Annotated in this window: 17 protein-coding genes; 10 read left to right on the forward strand and 7 right to left on the reverse strand. The window is 63.2% G+C overall.

The window, feature by feature from the left end; genetic code table 11:
- Positions 1-2 precede the first annotated feature (2 nt).
- Entirely contained in the window at positions 3-398 is a 396-nt protein-coding gene (gene gloA2 / locus OQE56_RS01895) for an SMU1112c/YaeR family gloxylase I-like metalloprotein (protein WP_267220989.1), read from the forward strand.
- Between the two features lie 72 nt (positions 399-470).
- On the opposite strand, the gene aqpZ is transcribed toward gloA2, so the two are convergent.
- On the reverse strand, positions 471-1,172 hold the full coding sequence (aqpZ, locus tag OQE56_RS01900) for an aquaporin Z (RefSeq protein ID WP_267220990.1): 702 nt from the start codon (positions 1,170-1,172) through the stop codon (positions 471-473).
- A gap of 239 nt (positions 1,173-1,411) precedes the next feature.
- On the opposite strand from aqpZ, the gene OQE56_RS01905 reads away from it, so the two are divergent.
- Positions 1,412-2,734, forward strand: a complete 1,323-nt coding sequence (locus tag OQE56_RS01905; protein WP_267220992.1) for an MFS transporter — start codon at positions 1,412-1,414, stop codon at positions 2,732-2,734.
- Between the two features lie 68 nt (positions 2,735-2,802).
- On the opposite strand, the gene hflD is transcribed toward OQE56_RS01905, so the two are convergent.
- Genes hflD through OQE56_RS01920 form a run of 3 tightly spaced genes read right to left on the reverse strand, consistent with a single transcriptional unit; the run spans position 2,803 to position 5,058 of the window.
- Complete coding sequence (gene hflD, locus OQE56_RS01910) at positions 2,803-3,426, reverse strand: high frequency lysogenization protein HflD (RefSeq protein WP_267220993.1); 624 nt, start codon at positions 3,424-3,426, stop codon at positions 2,803-2,805.
- 10 nt (positions 3,427-3,436) lie between these two features.
- A complete protein-coding gene (gene mnmA / locus OQE56_RS01915) occupies positions 3,437-4,567 on the reverse strand; it encodes a tRNA 2-thiouridine(34) synthase MnmA (RefSeq protein WP_323748546.1) in 1,131 nt (376 codons plus the stop codon).
- Positions 4,564-5,058: an NUDIX hydrolase gene (locus tag OQE56_RS01920; RefSeq protein ID WP_267220994.1), complete on the reverse strand. Its 495-nt coding sequence runs from the start codon at positions 5,056-5,058 to the stop codon at positions 4,564-4,566. The genes mnmA and OQE56_RS01920 overlap by 4 nt, the downstream gene beginning before the upstream one ends.
- Before the next feature lie 122 nt (positions 5,059-5,180).
- Here OQE56_RS01920 and clpS point away from each other — a divergent pair, with 122 nt between their 5' ends.
- Both clpS and clpA read left to right on the forward strand, forming a co-directional pair.
- Positions 5,181-5,507, forward strand: coding sequence for an ATP-dependent Clp protease adapter ClpS (gene clpS / locus OQE56_RS01925; protein WP_019466735.1), 327 nt, complete (start codon positions 5,181-5,183; stop codon positions 5,505-5,507).
- Positions 5,508-5,640: 133 nt separating this feature from the next.
- Complete coding sequence (gene clpA / locus OQE56_RS01930) at positions 5,641-7,908, forward strand: ATP-dependent Clp protease ATP-binding subunit ClpA (protein ID WP_267220996.1); 2,268 nt, start codon at positions 5,641-5,643, stop codon at positions 7,906-7,908.
- Positions 7,909-8,059: 151 nt separating this feature from the next.
- Here clpA and infA read toward each other — a convergent pair whose 3' ends face one another.
- Both infA and OQE56_RS01940 read right to left on the reverse strand, forming a co-directional pair.
- Entirely contained in the window at positions 8,060-8,278 is a 219-nt protein-coding gene (gene infA, locus OQE56_RS01935) for a translation initiation factor IF-1 (RefSeq protein ID WP_019466733.1), read from the reverse strand.
- 82 nt (positions 8,279-8,360) lie between these two features.
- Entirely contained in the window at positions 8,361-8,636 is a 276-nt protein-coding gene (locus OQE56_RS01940) for a polyhydroxyalkanoic acid system family protein (RefSeq protein ID WP_267220998.1), read from the reverse strand.
- A gap of 102 nt (positions 8,637-8,738) precedes the next feature.
- Here OQE56_RS01940 and OQE56_RS01945 point away from each other — a divergent pair, with 102 nt between their 5' ends.
- The 5 genes from OQE56_RS01945 to kdsB all read left to right on the forward strand — a co-directional run bounded on the left by OQE56_RS01945 (position 8,739) and on the right by kdsB (position 14,061).
- On the forward strand, positions 8,739-9,506 hold the full coding sequence (locus tag OQE56_RS01945; protein ID WP_267221000.1) for an FHA domain-containing protein: 768 nt from the start codon (positions 8,739-8,741) through the stop codon (positions 9,504-9,506).
- Between the two features lie 99 nt (positions 9,507-9,605).
- Positions 9,606-10,691, forward strand: a complete 1,086-nt coding sequence (serC, locus tag OQE56_RS01950) for a 3-phosphoserine/phosphohydroxythreonine transaminase (protein WP_267221002.1) — start codon at positions 9,606-9,608, stop codon at positions 10,689-10,691.
- A gap of 78 nt (positions 10,692-10,769) precedes the next feature.
- Positions 10,770-11,858: a prephenate dehydratase gene (pheA, locus tag OQE56_RS01955; protein ID WP_267221004.1), complete on the forward strand. Its 1,089-nt coding sequence runs from the start codon at positions 10,770-10,772 to the stop codon at positions 11,856-11,858.
- Between the two features lie 41 nt (positions 11,859-11,899).
- Positions 11,900-13,204 carry a 3-phosphoshikimate 1-carboxyvinyltransferase gene (gene aroA, locus OQE56_RS01960; protein WP_267221006.1) on the forward strand — a complete coding sequence of 435 codons (1,305 nt, stop codon included), beginning with the start codon at positions 11,900-11,902 and terminating at the stop codon, positions 13,202-13,204.
- Between the two features lie 77 nt (positions 13,205-13,281).
- Positions 13,282-14,061: a 3-deoxy-manno-octulosonate cytidylyltransferase gene (kdsB, locus tag OQE56_RS01965; protein ID WP_267221007.1), complete on the forward strand. Its 780-nt coding sequence runs from the start codon at positions 13,282-13,284 to the stop codon at positions 14,059-14,061.
- On the opposite strand, the gene OQE56_RS01970 is transcribed toward kdsB, so the two are convergent.
- Positions 14,058-14,216: a hypothetical protein gene (locus OQE56_RS01970; protein WP_267221008.1), complete on the reverse strand. Its 159-nt coding sequence runs from the start codon at positions 14,214-14,216 to the stop codon at positions 14,058-14,060. The genes kdsB and OQE56_RS01970 overlap by 4 nt on opposite strands.
- A gap of 113 nt (positions 14,217-14,329) precedes the next feature.
- On the opposite strand from OQE56_RS01970, the gene OQE56_RS01975 reads away from it, so the two are divergent.
- A complete protein-coding gene (locus OQE56_RS01975) occupies positions 14,330-14,824 on the forward strand; it encodes a low molecular weight protein-tyrosine-phosphatase (RefSeq protein WP_267221009.1) in 495 nt (164 codons plus the stop codon).
- Positions 14,825-14,832 lie beyond the last annotated feature (8 nt).

A 14,832-nucleotide genomic window follows, 5' to 3' on the forward strand; every position in this document is an offset into this window, starting at 1 on the left:
TCGTGAATGCCCCGCTGCTGCCCGCCATTCATCATGTGGCGTTGATCTGTTCGGACTACGAGCGCTCAAAGGTGTTCTATACCGAGACGCTGGGCTTTCGGATCATTCGCGAGGTTTATCGTGCCGAGCGCGGCTCGTGGAAGCTTGATCTCGAAGTGAGCCCGGGCGTGAGTCTGGAGCTGTTCTCGTTTCCTTCGCCGCCGCCGCGTCCTTCGCGGCCTGAGGCACAAGGGCTGCGGCATCTGGCGTTTGCGGTTCCGGATGTCGATGTCGTGGTCGCCACGTTGAAGGATCGCGATGTGATCTGCGAGCCGATACGTGTGGATGAATACACCGGCCGGCGCTTCACCTTTTTCGCTGATCCCGATGGCCTGCCCATCGAACTCTACGAAGCGTGACATGGGATCCGTGCAAAAGAGAACCCGGCGGCTCTCGCAAGCTGCCGGGTTTTCGATGATGGCCGGGCGAGTTTAGTTTTCGCGTGAATCCAGCAGGTGGCGATAGATCAAGCCACCCACCGCGCCGCCGATCAGCGGAACCAGCCAGAACATCCACAACTGCTGTATGGCCCAGCTACCCTGGAAGAACGCTACGCCCGTACTACGTGCGGGGTTCACCGAGGTGGCGGTGATCGGAATGCTGATCAGGTGGATGAGTGTCAGTGCCAGACCGATGGCCAGGGGCGCGAAGCCGGTGGGAGCGAGTTTGTGCGTGACGCCGCTGATCACAATGAGAAAGAACGCGGTGAGTACAAACTCGGCGATGATGCAAGCCTGCAACGAATAGCCGTTTGGCGAATGCTCTCCGTAGCCGTTGGCGGCGAATCGCACACTGGCGTCAAAGCCTTCCTTGCCAGTGGCAATAAGGTAGAGCACGGCGCCTGCCGCCAGACCACCGATGACCTGGGCGATGATGTAAGGCACTACATCCCTGGCCGGGAAACGCCCGCCAGCGAAAAGACCCACCGTTACCGCGGGGTTGAAATGAGCACCGGAAACATGACCCACGGCATACGCCATGGTCACCACCGTCAAGCCGAAGGCGAGGGCGACGCCGGTAAAGCCAATGCCCAGATCGGGAAAGGCCGCAGCGAAGATCGCGCTGCCGCAGCCGCCAAAGACCAGCCAGAACGTACCGAAGAACTCAGCTCCCAAACGCTTTCCCATACTCATGCGGACTCTCCTTGCCAGATTTTGGGGGATTGACCTGGGCAGCATCCCTGCGCGGCTTCCACAACGATCCCAAGGTGAAACAGGCTCTTAGTGCTGGGCCCAGGTGCCCTTAGGCTAGCAAAACCGCGAGGTCAGGTAGCCCAGGGATGGTGATGTAACGGTAAACATTGACGCAGCGCGCGGGCATGGCCTTTCGGTATGCTGCCCTGTCGCTTTCATCTGGAACCGTAGGATTACTGATGACGCAGGTTTTTCCGACTACGCCGGCACTGGCATCTCCTGAGCGCCGTCTGGGCGCGCGCGATATCAAGACGCTGCTGCTGGCTTCACTGGGCGGGGCGCTGGAGTTCTACGATTTTGTGGTGTTCGTGTTCTTCACGATCCCGCTCAGTCATCTGTTCTTCCCGCCCGATACCGCGCCCTGGCTCGCGCGGCTGCAGATCTACGGCATTTTCGCGGCCGGCTACCTGGCGCGTCCGTTGGGCGGCATCGTGATGGCGCACTTTGGTGATCGTCAGGGGCGCAAGCGCATGTTCACGCTAAGCGTGTTTCTGATGGCGTTGCCCACGCTGGCCATCGGCTTGCTGCCGGTCTACGCGACCGTTGGCGTGCTGGCGCCGTTGTTGCTATTGCTGATGCGGATCGTGCAGGGCGTGGCAATTGGCGGCGAAGTGCCGGGCGCGTGGGTGTTTGTCGCCGAGCACGCGCCGCGGGGACGCGTCGGTTTCGCATGCGCCTGCCTTACGTCGGGGCTGACGGCCGGCATTCTCATGGGCTCGTTGACCGCGGCCTGGATCAACCATCACCTGGCGCCCGAAGAGGTGCTGCGCTGGGGCTGGCGCGCGCCCTTCTGGCTGGGTGGCTTGTTTGGGTTCATCGCGGTGTGGCTGCGTCGCTGGTTGAGCGAAACGCCAGTGTTTGCGCAGTTGCGCGAACGCAAGGCGCTGAGCCGCGAGCTGCCCTTGCGAAACGTGCTGGCGGACCATGGCGGTAGCGTGGTGCTGTCCATGGCCATCACGTGGCTGCTGACGGCAGCCATTCTCGTGCTGATCCTCATGTTGCCCAATCTCGCGCAGAAGTCGTTCGGCATGGCGCCGGATGCGGCCTTCTTCGGCAACAGCCTCGCCGCATTCGCTCTTGGCCTGGGTTGCCTGGCTTATGGTTGGCTGGTGGATCGCATCGGGGCGCCGCTGGCGTTGCTTATCGGTTCGCTGGCGCTGGTGGCATGTACCTATGCGCTGTTCGCCGACCTCGCGGCAGGCGGGGCGCATTTTCTGCTGCTGTATGCGCTTACTGGTTTTCTCGTGGGTGTCGTCGGTGTTGTGCCCACGATCATGGTGGCTGCATTTCCGGCGCCCGTCCGTTACTCGGGCATCTCGTTCGCCTACAACGTTGCGTATGCGGTATTCGGAGCGAGTACGGCCACGCTGATTGGCTATCTCGCGGAGAAAGCGGGACGCATGGCACCCGCGCACTATGTGGCGATGACGGCGGCGGTCAGCGTCGTGGCGGCGTTGTGGCTGCTGATGGCGCGGCGCAGTTCGGGTGACGCGCTGACGTAAATCGACGCGTGCTCTCGCTTTTGATCGTCATTCCGGCGCAGGCCGGAATGACGATCAGGTAAGCGTCATCAGGTGTTGTTGATCGTCGATCCCGTCAACAACCCGCGTGCCAGCATGCTGCACTGCTTGCGATAGAGCAGCATTTGCCACTGGCGTCCACCCACCTGATGCCACAACACGGCCGAGCGCACGGCCGCGAGCAGGTTGGTGCGCACTTTCTCTACCACGGCAGGCTGCTGCAGTTGCTGCGGGTTACCGGTCACCATCACGCGCGGCTTGAGGGTGGACAGCGTGCTGGCATACAGACTGGCGAGCCGCTTGACGACCTGGGGCGAATCCCCGCCAAAGTGTTCAACCTGGCGTTGAGCGGAAACGATGCCCTGCTGCAGTTGTTCGAGCAGATCGGAACGACGCGCCAGGCTGCGCTCCAGCCGCATGACCGTGAAGGCCATCCGGGTGACCGCCACATCGCGATTGTTTTCGTCCAGCAGGGTGATCAGCTGGCGCAACCCCAGCCGCACGGCAGCGACGTCGCCATAGACGCCTACCACGGAGGGGGCGTCGATCCGGAACACGCTGGCCATGCTGGCGGCCATGGCAATGTCGTCGCAGCGGCCGTCATTGGCCAATTGCTGGGCAAGCGTGGTGGCCTGGAACAGACCAGCCAGGGCCAGCACGCGCTCTTCATTCATGGCAAAGGCTTCAAACACCGGAAAAGGTCTCTGAGAGGGAAGGGGCATCATTCCAGCCACCGAACGGCGCGTCGGTGCGGTCAATCACGGCGCCACCCAGGCAGGACTCGCCGTCATAAAAGACCACCGACTGGCCGGGGGTTACTGCGCGCTGGGGCTCGTCGAAAATCACCTCGAGACCGTCTTCGCCAACGACCACTTCGCAGGCCTGATCGGCCTGGCGATAGCGTGTCTTGGCGGTGCAACGGAAGCGGTTGGCCGGCGGTGTACCCGCCACCCAGCTCGGCGATTCCGTATGCAGGCGGCGCGAGTACAGCCAATGATTCTCGCCGCCCTGAGCTACATACAGCACGTTGCGGGGCACATCTTTGCCTACCACGTACCAGGCCTCGCCACTGGCGCCGTGCCGGCCACCGATGCCGAGGCCGTTGCGTTGGCCAAGGGTGTAATACATCACGCCCTGGTGCTCGCCGACGGTGGCGCCGTCGGGTGTGCGCATGGGGCCGGGCTGGGCGGGAATGTACTGGGCCAGGAAGCTGCGGAAATCACGCTCACCGATGAAACAGATGCCCGTGGAATCCTTCTTGGCGTGGGTGGGCAAGGCGGCTTCCTGGGCCATCTGGCGCACCCTGGACTTCTCGATCTCGCCTACCGGGAACAGCGTGGCGGCCAGTTGCTGCTGGCCCAGCGCATGAAGGAAGTAGGTCTGGTCTTTGGAGGCATCTACCGCACGCAGCAAACGATACTTGCCCTCATGGAAATCCACGCGGGCGTAGTGGCCGGTGGCGATCTTGTCGGCGCCGAGCGCGCGAGCCTCGTCCAGAAAGGTCTTGAACTTGATCTCGCGGTTGCACAGCACGTCCGGATTGGGCGTGCGTCCAGCGCGGTATTCGGTCAGGAAGTGCTCGAACACGCCGTCCCAGTACTCGGCGGCAAAGTTACGGGCATGGAAGGGGATACCCAGGCGCCCGCACACAGCCACAGCGTCCTTGCGGTCGATGTCGGCGGTGCAGGGGCCGTTGCGGTCGTCCTCTTCCCAGTTCTGCATGAACAGGCCTTCGACCTCATGCGCGGCCTGTTGCAGCAGCAGGGCGGCTACCGAGGAGTCCACGCCGCCAGAGATGCCAAGCATCACTTTCACGGGTAGCGATCCTCGACCAGCAAGCTGTGCAGCATGTCCAGCGGATGGCGTTGACCGGCCAGCCATGCATCGATGCTCATCAGCACCAGCGGGCTGCGCAGGCGATCGCCCAGTGCAACGATCTCATCGCGGGTAAGCCACAAGGCGCGGCGGATACCGGCATCGAGCGGGCGGTCCGGGTCATGGCTGACTGCGTGGGCGCCAAAGCTGAATCGCACCACCCCGTCGCCATGTTCCGTACTGCGCCACTGGTGCACACCAATAAGGTGGTCAAGCGTCACGGTCCAGCCGGTTTCCTCCAGTGTTTCTCGCATGGCGGCGGAAATCAGACTTTCCTTGTCATCCAAATGGCCCGCTGGCTGGTTATAGGCGAGACGACCGTTCACTTCTTCCTCGACCATCAGGAAGCGGTCGCCATCGGCCACGACGCATGCCACCGTGACGTGCGGGCACCAGACAGAACGGGAGGTGATGGGATTGGAATCAGCCATTGGGGATATATGGCGGCAGCAGGGGCACTGGAAAAGCGGCCATTGTGCCATTACCTGAAGCCGATCATGTCCGCCGACCCACGGCGGTATACTTTTCCCCAAGGAAAACTCGCTTAGAACCCATGGCTCACGAACCCGAACACGAACAAGGCAGCGGTCACGGCCTGGCACTGGAAACCTCTCGGCCGGAGGTAGCTCGCCCCCCGCTCTTTCAGGTGGTGCTGCTGAATGACGATTTCACACCGATGGACTTTGTAGTCGAGGTACTGCGCAGTTTCTTCAATCTGGATCAGGAGCGGGCCGTGCAGGTGATGCTGCATGTCCATACGCGCGGGAAGGGAGTCTGCGGGGTGTTCACCCGGGAAGTCGCCGAAACCAAGGTAACCCAGGTGAACGAATATTCACGTGCTCATCAGCACCCATTGTTGTGCACTATGGAAAAGCTCTGAGAACGGTAGTAAGGGCGCCAAAATTAATCCCTTGCCCTGTCACTCATGGCACGGATATTGAAAGGCTTCGGGTGCCCCCCATCTCGTAGCCATTGGGGCGTAGCCGCCCTGTCACACAGCGGAGTAGGTCCGGATGTTCAGCAAGGATCTCGAAGTCACCATTGGCCAGTGCTACAAGCAGGCCCGCGAGCAACGTCATGAATTCATGACGGTGGAGCACCTGCTGCTCGCACTCACCGAAAACCAGTCGGCCCTGGGCGCCCTGCGTGCCTGTGGCGTTGACCTGCCGCGCCTGACGCGCGAGCTGGAAAAGATCATTGCCGAAACCGTGCCGGTACTGCCGCACGGGGACGAGCGTGATACTCAGCCCACGCTGGGCTTCCAGCGCGTACTGCAGCGCGCGGTTTACCACGTGCAGTCCTCGGGCCGTAAGGAAGTCACCGGCGCCAACGTGCTGGTGGCCATCTTCGGCGAGAAGGATTCGCACGCCGTGTATTTCCTGCACCAGCAGGAGATCACCCGGCTCGACGTGGTCAACTACATTTCGCACGGCATCGCCAAGATTGGCGACGAGCCGTCGCAGAGCATGCCGGGCTCGGAGCGCGAGTCGGAAGACGGCGAGCCCAAGGGTAACCCGCTCAGCGAGTACGCCAGCAACCTCAATGAGCTGGCGCTGGAAGGCAAGATCGACCCGCTGATCGGCCGCCAGGACGAAATCGAGCGCACCATCCAGGTGCTGTGCCGCCGCCGCAAAAACAACCCGCTTTACGTGGGTGAGGCTGGCGTGGGCAAGACCGCTCTGGCAGAGGGCCTGGCCAAGCGCATCGTCGATGGCGACGTGCCCGAAGTGCTGGAGAACGCCACCATCTGGTCGCTGGACCTGGGCGCGCTCGTTGCGGGCACCAAGTACCGCGGCGATTTCGAGAAGCGCCTGAAGGCGGTGATCGGTCAGCTGAAGAAGCAGCCGGGTGCGATTCTGTTTATCGATGAGATCCACACCATCATCGGTGCGGGTTCCGCCTCGGGCGGCACCATGGACGCGAGCAACCTGATCAAGCCCATGCTGGCGTCGGGTGAGCTGCGTTGCATCGGATCCACGACGTTTCAGGAATTCCGCGGCATCTTCGAGAAGGACCGCGCACTGGCTCGCCGCTTCCAGAAGATCGACGTGGTCGAGCCGACCGTGGCCGACAGCTTCGAGATTCTCAAGGGCCTGCGTTCGCGTTTCGAAGAGCACCACAACGTCACCTATACCAGCGAAGCCCTGAAGGCCGCGGTGGACCTGTCGGTGAAGCACATTCCCGACCGCCTGCTGCCCGACAAGGCCATCGACGTGATCGATGAAGCCGGCGCCCGCCAGCGCCTGCTGCCGGCCGACCAGCGCACGGGTAAGGTCGATGTGCCCGAGGTCGAGTACATCGTTGCCAAGATGGCGCGCATCCCGGCCAAGCAGGTGTCGGCGTCGGATCGCGACGTGCTGAAGAACCTCGAGCGCAACCTCAAGATGGTGGTGTTCGGTCAGGACCAGGCCATCGAGGCGCTCGCTGCCTCGATCAAGATGGCCCGCTCGGGCCTTGCCGACCCGTCCAAGCCGATCGGTTGCTTCCTGCTGGCCGGCCCCACCGGCGTAGGCAAGACGGAGGTGACCAAGCAGCTGGCGATGCAGCTCGGCATCGAGATGATCCGCTTTGACATGTCCGAGTACATGGAAGCGCATTCGGTCTCGCGTCTGGTCGGCGCGCCCCCGGGCTATGTCGGCTTTGATCAGGGCGGTTTGCTCACCGAGGCGGTGACCAAGCACCCGCATGCCGTGTTGCTGCTCGATGAAATCGAGAAGGCGCACCCGGATGTGTACAACATCCTGTTGCAGGTGATGGACCGCGGCGTGCTCACCGACACCAACGGTCGCGAGGCGAACTTCAAGAACGTGATCGTGGTGATGACCACCAACGCAGGTGCGCAGCAGGCGTCGCGTCGCGGCATCGGCTTCGTCAAGCAGAACCATACGATGGACGCGATGGAGGTGATCCGCCGCATGTTCACGCCGGAGTTCCGCAACCGTCTGGATGCGGTCATCCAGTTCAATGCGCTGGACTTTGACCACATTCTGCGCGTGGTCGACAAGTTCCTGATCGAACTGGAGTCCCAGCTCACTGAGAAGCATGTGAGCCTGGACGTCGACGCCGATGCCCGCCGCTGGCTGGCCGAGCACGGCTTCGATCCGCAGATGGGCGCGCGTCCGATGGCTCGCGTCATCCTGGAGAAGGTGAAGCGTCCGCTGGCCGACGAGCTGCTGTTCGGCAAGCTGGCCGAGGGCGGCAAGGTGCGCCTCAGCGTTGCCGATGGCGAGCTGGTGGTGACTACCGAGGCGGCCGAGACGCTGCCGGCGACGGTGACCTGACCGCCGCCCTTCGGGAAGCAACGAAAAAAGGCCGCGTATGACGCGGCCTTTTTTTCTTCCCTTGCAGGAGCGCACTGGTGCGCGACAACCTACGGAGCGGGAATCATGGATCTCTGCGGTCGCGCACGAGTGCGCTCCTGCAGAAGAGTCATTACTTCATGCGGTAGGTGATACGTCCCTTGGTCAGGTCGTACGGTGTCATCTCTACCTTCACCTTGTCGCCGGTGAGGATTCGGATGTAGTGCTTGCGCATGCGGCCGGAAATGTGGGCCGTGATGACGTGGCCGTTTTCCAGCTGCACGCGGAACATGGTGTTGGGCAGGGTCTCCTGGACCGTGCCTTCCATTTCGATGACGTCGTCTTTGGCCATGCGTTCCGGTGGGGCGAGAGCAGCCGTCATGGCCGCGTAAGCGGTCGATTATGCCACGGAAGTTCCGATGGTTAAAGAAACATCAGCCGAAATGCTCTTCCAGCTTGCGACGGATCTCCTGTTCGACCATGCCCTTGAGCGGGGCCAGCATCATGCCCAGCTCGGCCGTGACCTGGATGGCGTCAGGGCCTACGGCAATGCTGCCGTTCACGCCGGGACGGGAAAAACGCAGGGTGTCGCCTTGCCACTGGCCCTCCATCCCGAACTTTTCCTGCATACGCGCGGCCACCTTGTCGACCACGGCCCGGGCCTCGGCAATGGGGAGCTGGTGCGGACGGCGGATATCGATCTTGGGCATGGGAAGGCTCCTGAACAGGCAAACGCCCATGGTATGCCAGATGGGCTCGGAGAGAGTGCACGCATCTGTTAGAGTCCCGGCCGTCTATCGACTGGTTCACTGATGCGCATCGAGTTTCCCAATTCAGCCCGAGAGGACTTTCACTGGGACGCTCCTGCGTTGCGTATCGGCAGTGCGCCGGATAACGATCTGATCCTTGCGGCGCATCAGGCCAGCGCTTATCACCTGCGTATTCAACTGGATCGCCGCGGCTGGGTGCTGCAGGTACTTCCGCAAGGCGGTCGCATCTACGTCAATGCGCGCCCGGTACGTGAAAAGGCGCTGGTGCGCCCTGGCGACATCCTCAGCGTAGGCGACTGCCGCATGCTTCTGCGTACGGACGAGGAGCCAGCCCACAGCCTGCCTGTGACCGTACCTGCTGAGGGGCGTTGCACGGTGGCGCTGCGTGCGGTGGCCGGCCCCCTCTCAGGTCGTGTCCAGTCGCTCCAGAACAGGCTGGAGCTCGGTCCGCTCGGGCGCATTCCGCTGGAATTGCCGCAAGGCGAGACTGCTTCGCTGGTGGTGTTCTGGCGTGATGGCTTGCTGCAACTCGAGGCAGGGCAGCGTTCGGCCCGCTATCCGCTGCGGGTCAATGGCGTGCCCGTCGAACAGGCCACCCTGCGGCCAGGCGATCAGATCGGCCTGGGCATGCACCGTTTTGTCGTCGACGCACCGGGGCTGGAACCCGAGCCCGAGATGCCTCAGCCGGAGCCCGAGCACACCCATTTGCCGGAAGAAGATGCCGGTCCACGCGGTGAGGTGTGGTGGCTGATCGCCACGGCGGCGGTGCTGGCGTTGGGCATCGCGGTGGCGCTGCTGGTGCGCTTCTGAGGTAGCCAGCGGGCCGTTTGCAGACACCTTTCCACGGGTTGACGCTACATTGCTGCGACGCGGCATAATGCGGTGACTCGTCCCGCGAAGGCTTCATCAGTGAGCAGACTCTGGAATTTCAGCGCCGGCCCGGCCGCGCTGCCGCAACCGGTGCTGGAACGCGCCCAGCGCGAATTGTTGGATTGGAATGGTTGTGGCGCCTCCGTCATGGAGTTGTCCCATCGCGGCAAGCTCTTCATGGGGCTGGCCCGGCAAGCCGAGGCGGATCTGCGCGAGTTGCTCGCGATTCCCGAGAACTATGCGGTGCTGTTTCTGCAGGGCGGCGCCACGCAGCATTTCGCCCAGATCCCGATGAACCTCGCGGGCGAGGGCGACAGCGCCGATTACATCGTCACCGGCCACTGGAGCGAGAAGGCGGTGAGTGAGGCGGCGCCTTACGTGAAGGTGAATGTCGCCGCCACCAGCAAGGATGAGCACTATCTGCGCCGGCCTCCGCGCGATACCTGGCAGCTCAATCCACGCGCAGCCTATGTGCATTACACGCCGAACGAAACTATCCACGGCGTCGAGTTCCACGATATTCCGAATGTGGGCGAGGTGCCGCTGGTGGCGGACATGTCGTCCGACATTCTGTCCGGCCCCATCGACGTATCGAAGTTCGGGCTGATTTATGCCGGCGCGCAGAAGAACATCGGCCCGTCCGGCCTGGTGGTGATGATCATCCGCCGCGACCTCCTCGAGCGTGCGTCGCGGCCGATGGCGCGCATCTTCCGCTATGCCGATCATGCGGCCAACGATTCCATGCTCAACACCCCCAATACCTGGGGCTGGTACCTCGCGGGCCTGACCTTCCAGTGGCTGAAAGAGCAGGGCGGCCTTGCGGTGATGCACGAGCGCAACCAAGCCAAGGCGGATTTGCTGTACGGCGCCATCGACGGCTCCGGCGGCTATTACCGCAACCCGGTGGAGCACGCGTCGCGTTCGCGCATGAATGTGCCGTTCACGCTGCATGACAGTGCGCTGGATGCCGATTTCCTCAAGGAATCGGAGGCGGCGGGCTTGCTTGCACTGAAGGGCCACAAGGCGCTGGGCGGCATGCGTGCGTCGCTCTACAACGCGGTGCCGCTTGAAGCGGTGCAGGCGCTGGTGGCCTTCATGGGTGATTTCGCAGAACGTCACGGATGAAACCGTTGCACGGTGGTGGGGTATCGGGGACTATCCCCGGTTCCCCATTTGGACTTCTTTCCCTCCAAGCCACACGACATGACCGATAAGAAATCCTCGCTTTCCGACGTGCGCGAGCGCATCGACAGTATCGATCAGCAGATCCAGCAGCTGATTTCCGAGCGCGCCGGCTGGGCGCAGGAAGTGGCGCGCGTCAAGGGTGAAGGGCTCTCGGCCATCGACTATTACCGCCCGGAGCGCGAGGCGCACGTGTTGCGCATGGTGGTGGATCGCAATCACGGTCCGCTGTCCGACACCGAGATGGTGCGGCTGTTTCGCGAGATCATGTCCTCCTGCCTTGCGCAGGAAGATCCGCTCAAGGTGGGCTTTCTCGGCCCAGAGGGCACCTTCAGCGAGCAGGCCGTGCGCAAGCATTTCGGTCACGCCGCTTACGGTCTGCCGTTGGGAAGCATCGAGGAGGTGTTTCAGGAAGTCGCCGCAGGCCATGCCGATTTTGGCGTGGTGCCGGTAGAGAATTCCGGGCAGGGCATGATCCAGGTGACACTGGATATGTTCCTCACTTCCGAGGCCACTATCTGCGGCGAAGTAGAGCTTCGTGTTCACCAGTGCCTGCATTCGCTGCAAGGCAGGCTGGAAGACATCAAGCGCGTATACGCGCATGCGCAATCGTTGCAGCAGTGCAAAACCTGGCTGCGCATTAACTTGCCGGGTGTTGAATGCATTGCCGTCAGCAGCAATGCCGAAGCTGCCCGTCTGGCGCGGCACGCCGATGATGCAGCGGCCATCGCAGGCGAAACAGCGGGCCGCGTGTACGGCCTCAAGACGGTGGCGCAGGCCATCGAGGATCGCGCCGACAACACCACGCGCTTCCTGGTCATCGGTCGCTCGCTATTTCCGCCTTCGGGCAACGATCGCACGTCGCTGCTGATCACGGTGAACGACAAGCCGGGCGCGCTGTACCACGTGCTCAAGCCGTTTGCCGATCATGGCGTCAGCCTCAATCGCATCGAGTCGCGTCCGGCGCATTCGGGCAAGTGGCAGTACGCGTTCTTCATCGACGTATCCGGCCATATCAATGACGGACCGATGCAGGCGGCGATGGCGGAGATGGGCGAAGCCGCCGCCAAGGTGCGCGTGCTCGGCTCCTACCCGGTGGCACTGCCCTGATACCTGTGTGACCGCCGTCGCTGTGGTCACTGGAGAAGCTTGTGAGTCGACTCGACTGGACCAGTCATAACGGCCATGCGCTGCACGGCAGCGTACGTGTGCCGGGCGACAAATCGGTGTCGCATCGCGCCCTGATGCTGGGTGCGCTGGCAGATGGTACCTCGCACATCCGAGGCTTCCTCGAAGGTGAAGACACACGCGCTACGGCGGCCGTGCTGCAGCAGCTGGGCGTGCGTATCGAAACGCCTGCGGATGGTGAGCGCGTGGTGCATGGCGTGGGCCTGCACGGTTTGCGCGGCACCACGCAGCCGCTGGATTGTGGCAACGCCGGCACCGGCATGCGCCTGCTCACCGGGCTGCTCGCCGGGCAAGCCTTCGACAGCACGCTGGTCGGCGACGAATCGCTGTCGAAGCGCCCCATGCGCCGCGTGACCGATCCGCTGGCAAGCATGGGCGCGAAAATCGATACGCAGGAAGGCTTGCCGCCGCTGCATGTACGTGGCGGTCAGCGGTTGCATGGCATCTCGTACACGCTGCCGGTCGCCAGTGCGCAAGTGAAATCGGCGCTGCTGCTAGCGGGTCTTTACGCGCAGGGCGAGACCGTGGTCATCGAACCCCATCCCACGCGCGATTACACGGAGCGTATGCTGACCGCCTTTGGTTGGCCCATCGAGTTTTCTCCTGGTCGCGCGCGCCTGAGTGGCGGGCATGCGTTGCGCGCCATGGATGTGGATGTGCCGGCGGACTTTTCTTCCGCTGCCTTTTTTCTGGTCGCAGCAAGCGTGGTTCCGGGCTCGAAACTGCGCTTGCCTGCGGTGGGTTTGAACCCCCGCCGCACGGGGCTTCTGCAGGCCCTGCGCCTGATGGGAGCCGATATCCGCATCGAGAATGAGCGCGAAAGTGGCGGTGAACCCGTCGGCGACTTGCTGGTGCGTTACGCGCCGCTGCATGGCATCGAGCTGCCAGAAGCGCTGGTGCCCGACATGATCGATGAATTCCCGGTGCTGTTTGTGGCCGCTGCTGCCGCCAAGGGGCGTACGGTCGTGCGCGGTGCAGCCGAGCTGCGTGTGAAGGAGTCGGATCGCATTGCCACCATGGCGGCAGGTCTGCGCGCGCTGGGCGTGTCCATCGAAGAGGCGCCAGATGGCGCCACGATCGAGGGCGGCAGCATCGATGGCGGCGTCATCGAGAGCCATGGTGATCACCGCATCGCGATGAGTTTTGCGGTGGCGGGTTTGGTGGCCGCCGGCCCTGTGCGTATCAACGACTGCACCAACGTCGCGACGTCGTTTCCGGGGTTTCTGGAGCTGGCCAACGGGTGCGGCTTCCAGCTCAAGACAGCCTGACAGGGGGCGCTCCCACGGAACTATCTCGCCGTGGGTGTGCTCAACCGCTAACCTTGGCGCTCCACCCCGAGGTCGCCATGTCTACCGCCCTGCCTTCCTTCATCGTCGCCATCCCCGCCCGCTATGGCTCCACTCGCCTGCCGGCCAAACCGCTGCGTGAGCTGGGCGGCGTGCCCATGGTGGTGCGCGTGGCGCAGCGTGCGCTGCAGGCGGGCGCGGCCCAGGTAGTGGTGGCGGTAGATGATCAGCGCGTTGCCGACGCTATCGCGGGGCAGGGCGTCGACGTATGCATGACGCGCATCGATCACGCGTCTGGCAGCGATCGCCTCGCCGAGTGCGCACTGCACTATGGTTGGGCAGACGATGCCATTGTGGTGAATCTGCAGGGTGACGAGCCGTTTGCTCCCGCAGCCGGCATTCGCGAAGTGGCGCAAGCATTGGCGGAGGACGATGCGCCGATGGCCACACTGGCCACGCCCATCAGCGACGCCCATGAGCTGTTCGATCCGAACGTCGTGAAGCTGGTGCGTACGGCAACCGGTCGTGCGCTCTACTTCAGCCGGGCACCGTTGCCGTGGGCGCGCGATGCATTCGCCGCACAACGCGATGCTTTGCCAGATGAAGTGCCCTTCCTGCGCCACATCGGCATCTATGCCTATCGAGCCGGGTTTCTGAAGCGATATACGCAGTTGTCGCGCACGCCGCTGGAACAAGCCGAGTCGCTGGAGCAGTTGCGCGTGCTCGAGCACGGCTTCCCCATTGCCGTACGTTTGACGCCGGAACCGTTCCCGCCGGGCATCGATACCGAGGCGGACGTGGAACGCGCCGAGCGTTGGCTGGCGCAGCGCAACGGCTAGTGCCGCCGCCGCACCATCACGATAAACAGGCCTGCCAATAGCAGGCCCAGTGCCAACCCGATGCCGGCACCCCACAAGGCACCCTGGGTTCCGCCTATGGCGTGGCCAATCAGAAACCCCAGTACGAACAATAAGGGTAGCGGCAGACAGCCCATCGTCGATCCTCCGCGCCTATCGTGGCAGTGCATTGTCGCGTGAGGCAATGCCGTTGGCCCGGGCTTGCGCGTGACCGCACCCGCCCATAGTTTCTCCACGCGGCCTGTGCCGTATGAGCAACAGCGACCTGATGACGCCGCAAACATCCCCAACGTCCATTCTCTTCGTTTGCCTGGGCAATATTTGCCGATCTCCGCTGGTCGAAGCGGTGGCGCGTCAGCGCTGTGCCGAAGCCGGATTGGATGTCAGGTTTGCATCCTGCGGCACGGGCAACTGGCATGTCGGCAAGGGGGCGGATCCACGCATGCTGGAGGCCGCAGCCGAGGCAGGTTATGACCTTTCACAACATCGTGCGCGCCAGGTGCGTGCGGGGGATTTTCTCGCCTACGACTGGGTGCTGGCGATGGATGCCGACAACCTCGATGCATTGCTGCCGTTGCGCGGATCGCAGGGGGCGCCGGTCGAGTTGTTCCTGCCCTGGGCGGGCATCAGCGAGCCGGTAGAGTTTCCGGACCCTTACTTTGGCGATGAGGAAGGCTTCAGCGAAGCCGTAGCGCTGGCAGAGCGGGCGGTAGACGGCCTCATCGCACGCCTGCAGAGCCGTTGAACGGCTAG

The organism is Dyella silvae (genome assembly GCF_026421305.1).
GTDB classification, from domain to species: Bacteria; Pseudomonadota; Gammaproteobacteria; order Xanthomonadales; family Rhodanobacteraceae; genus Dyella; species Dyella silvae.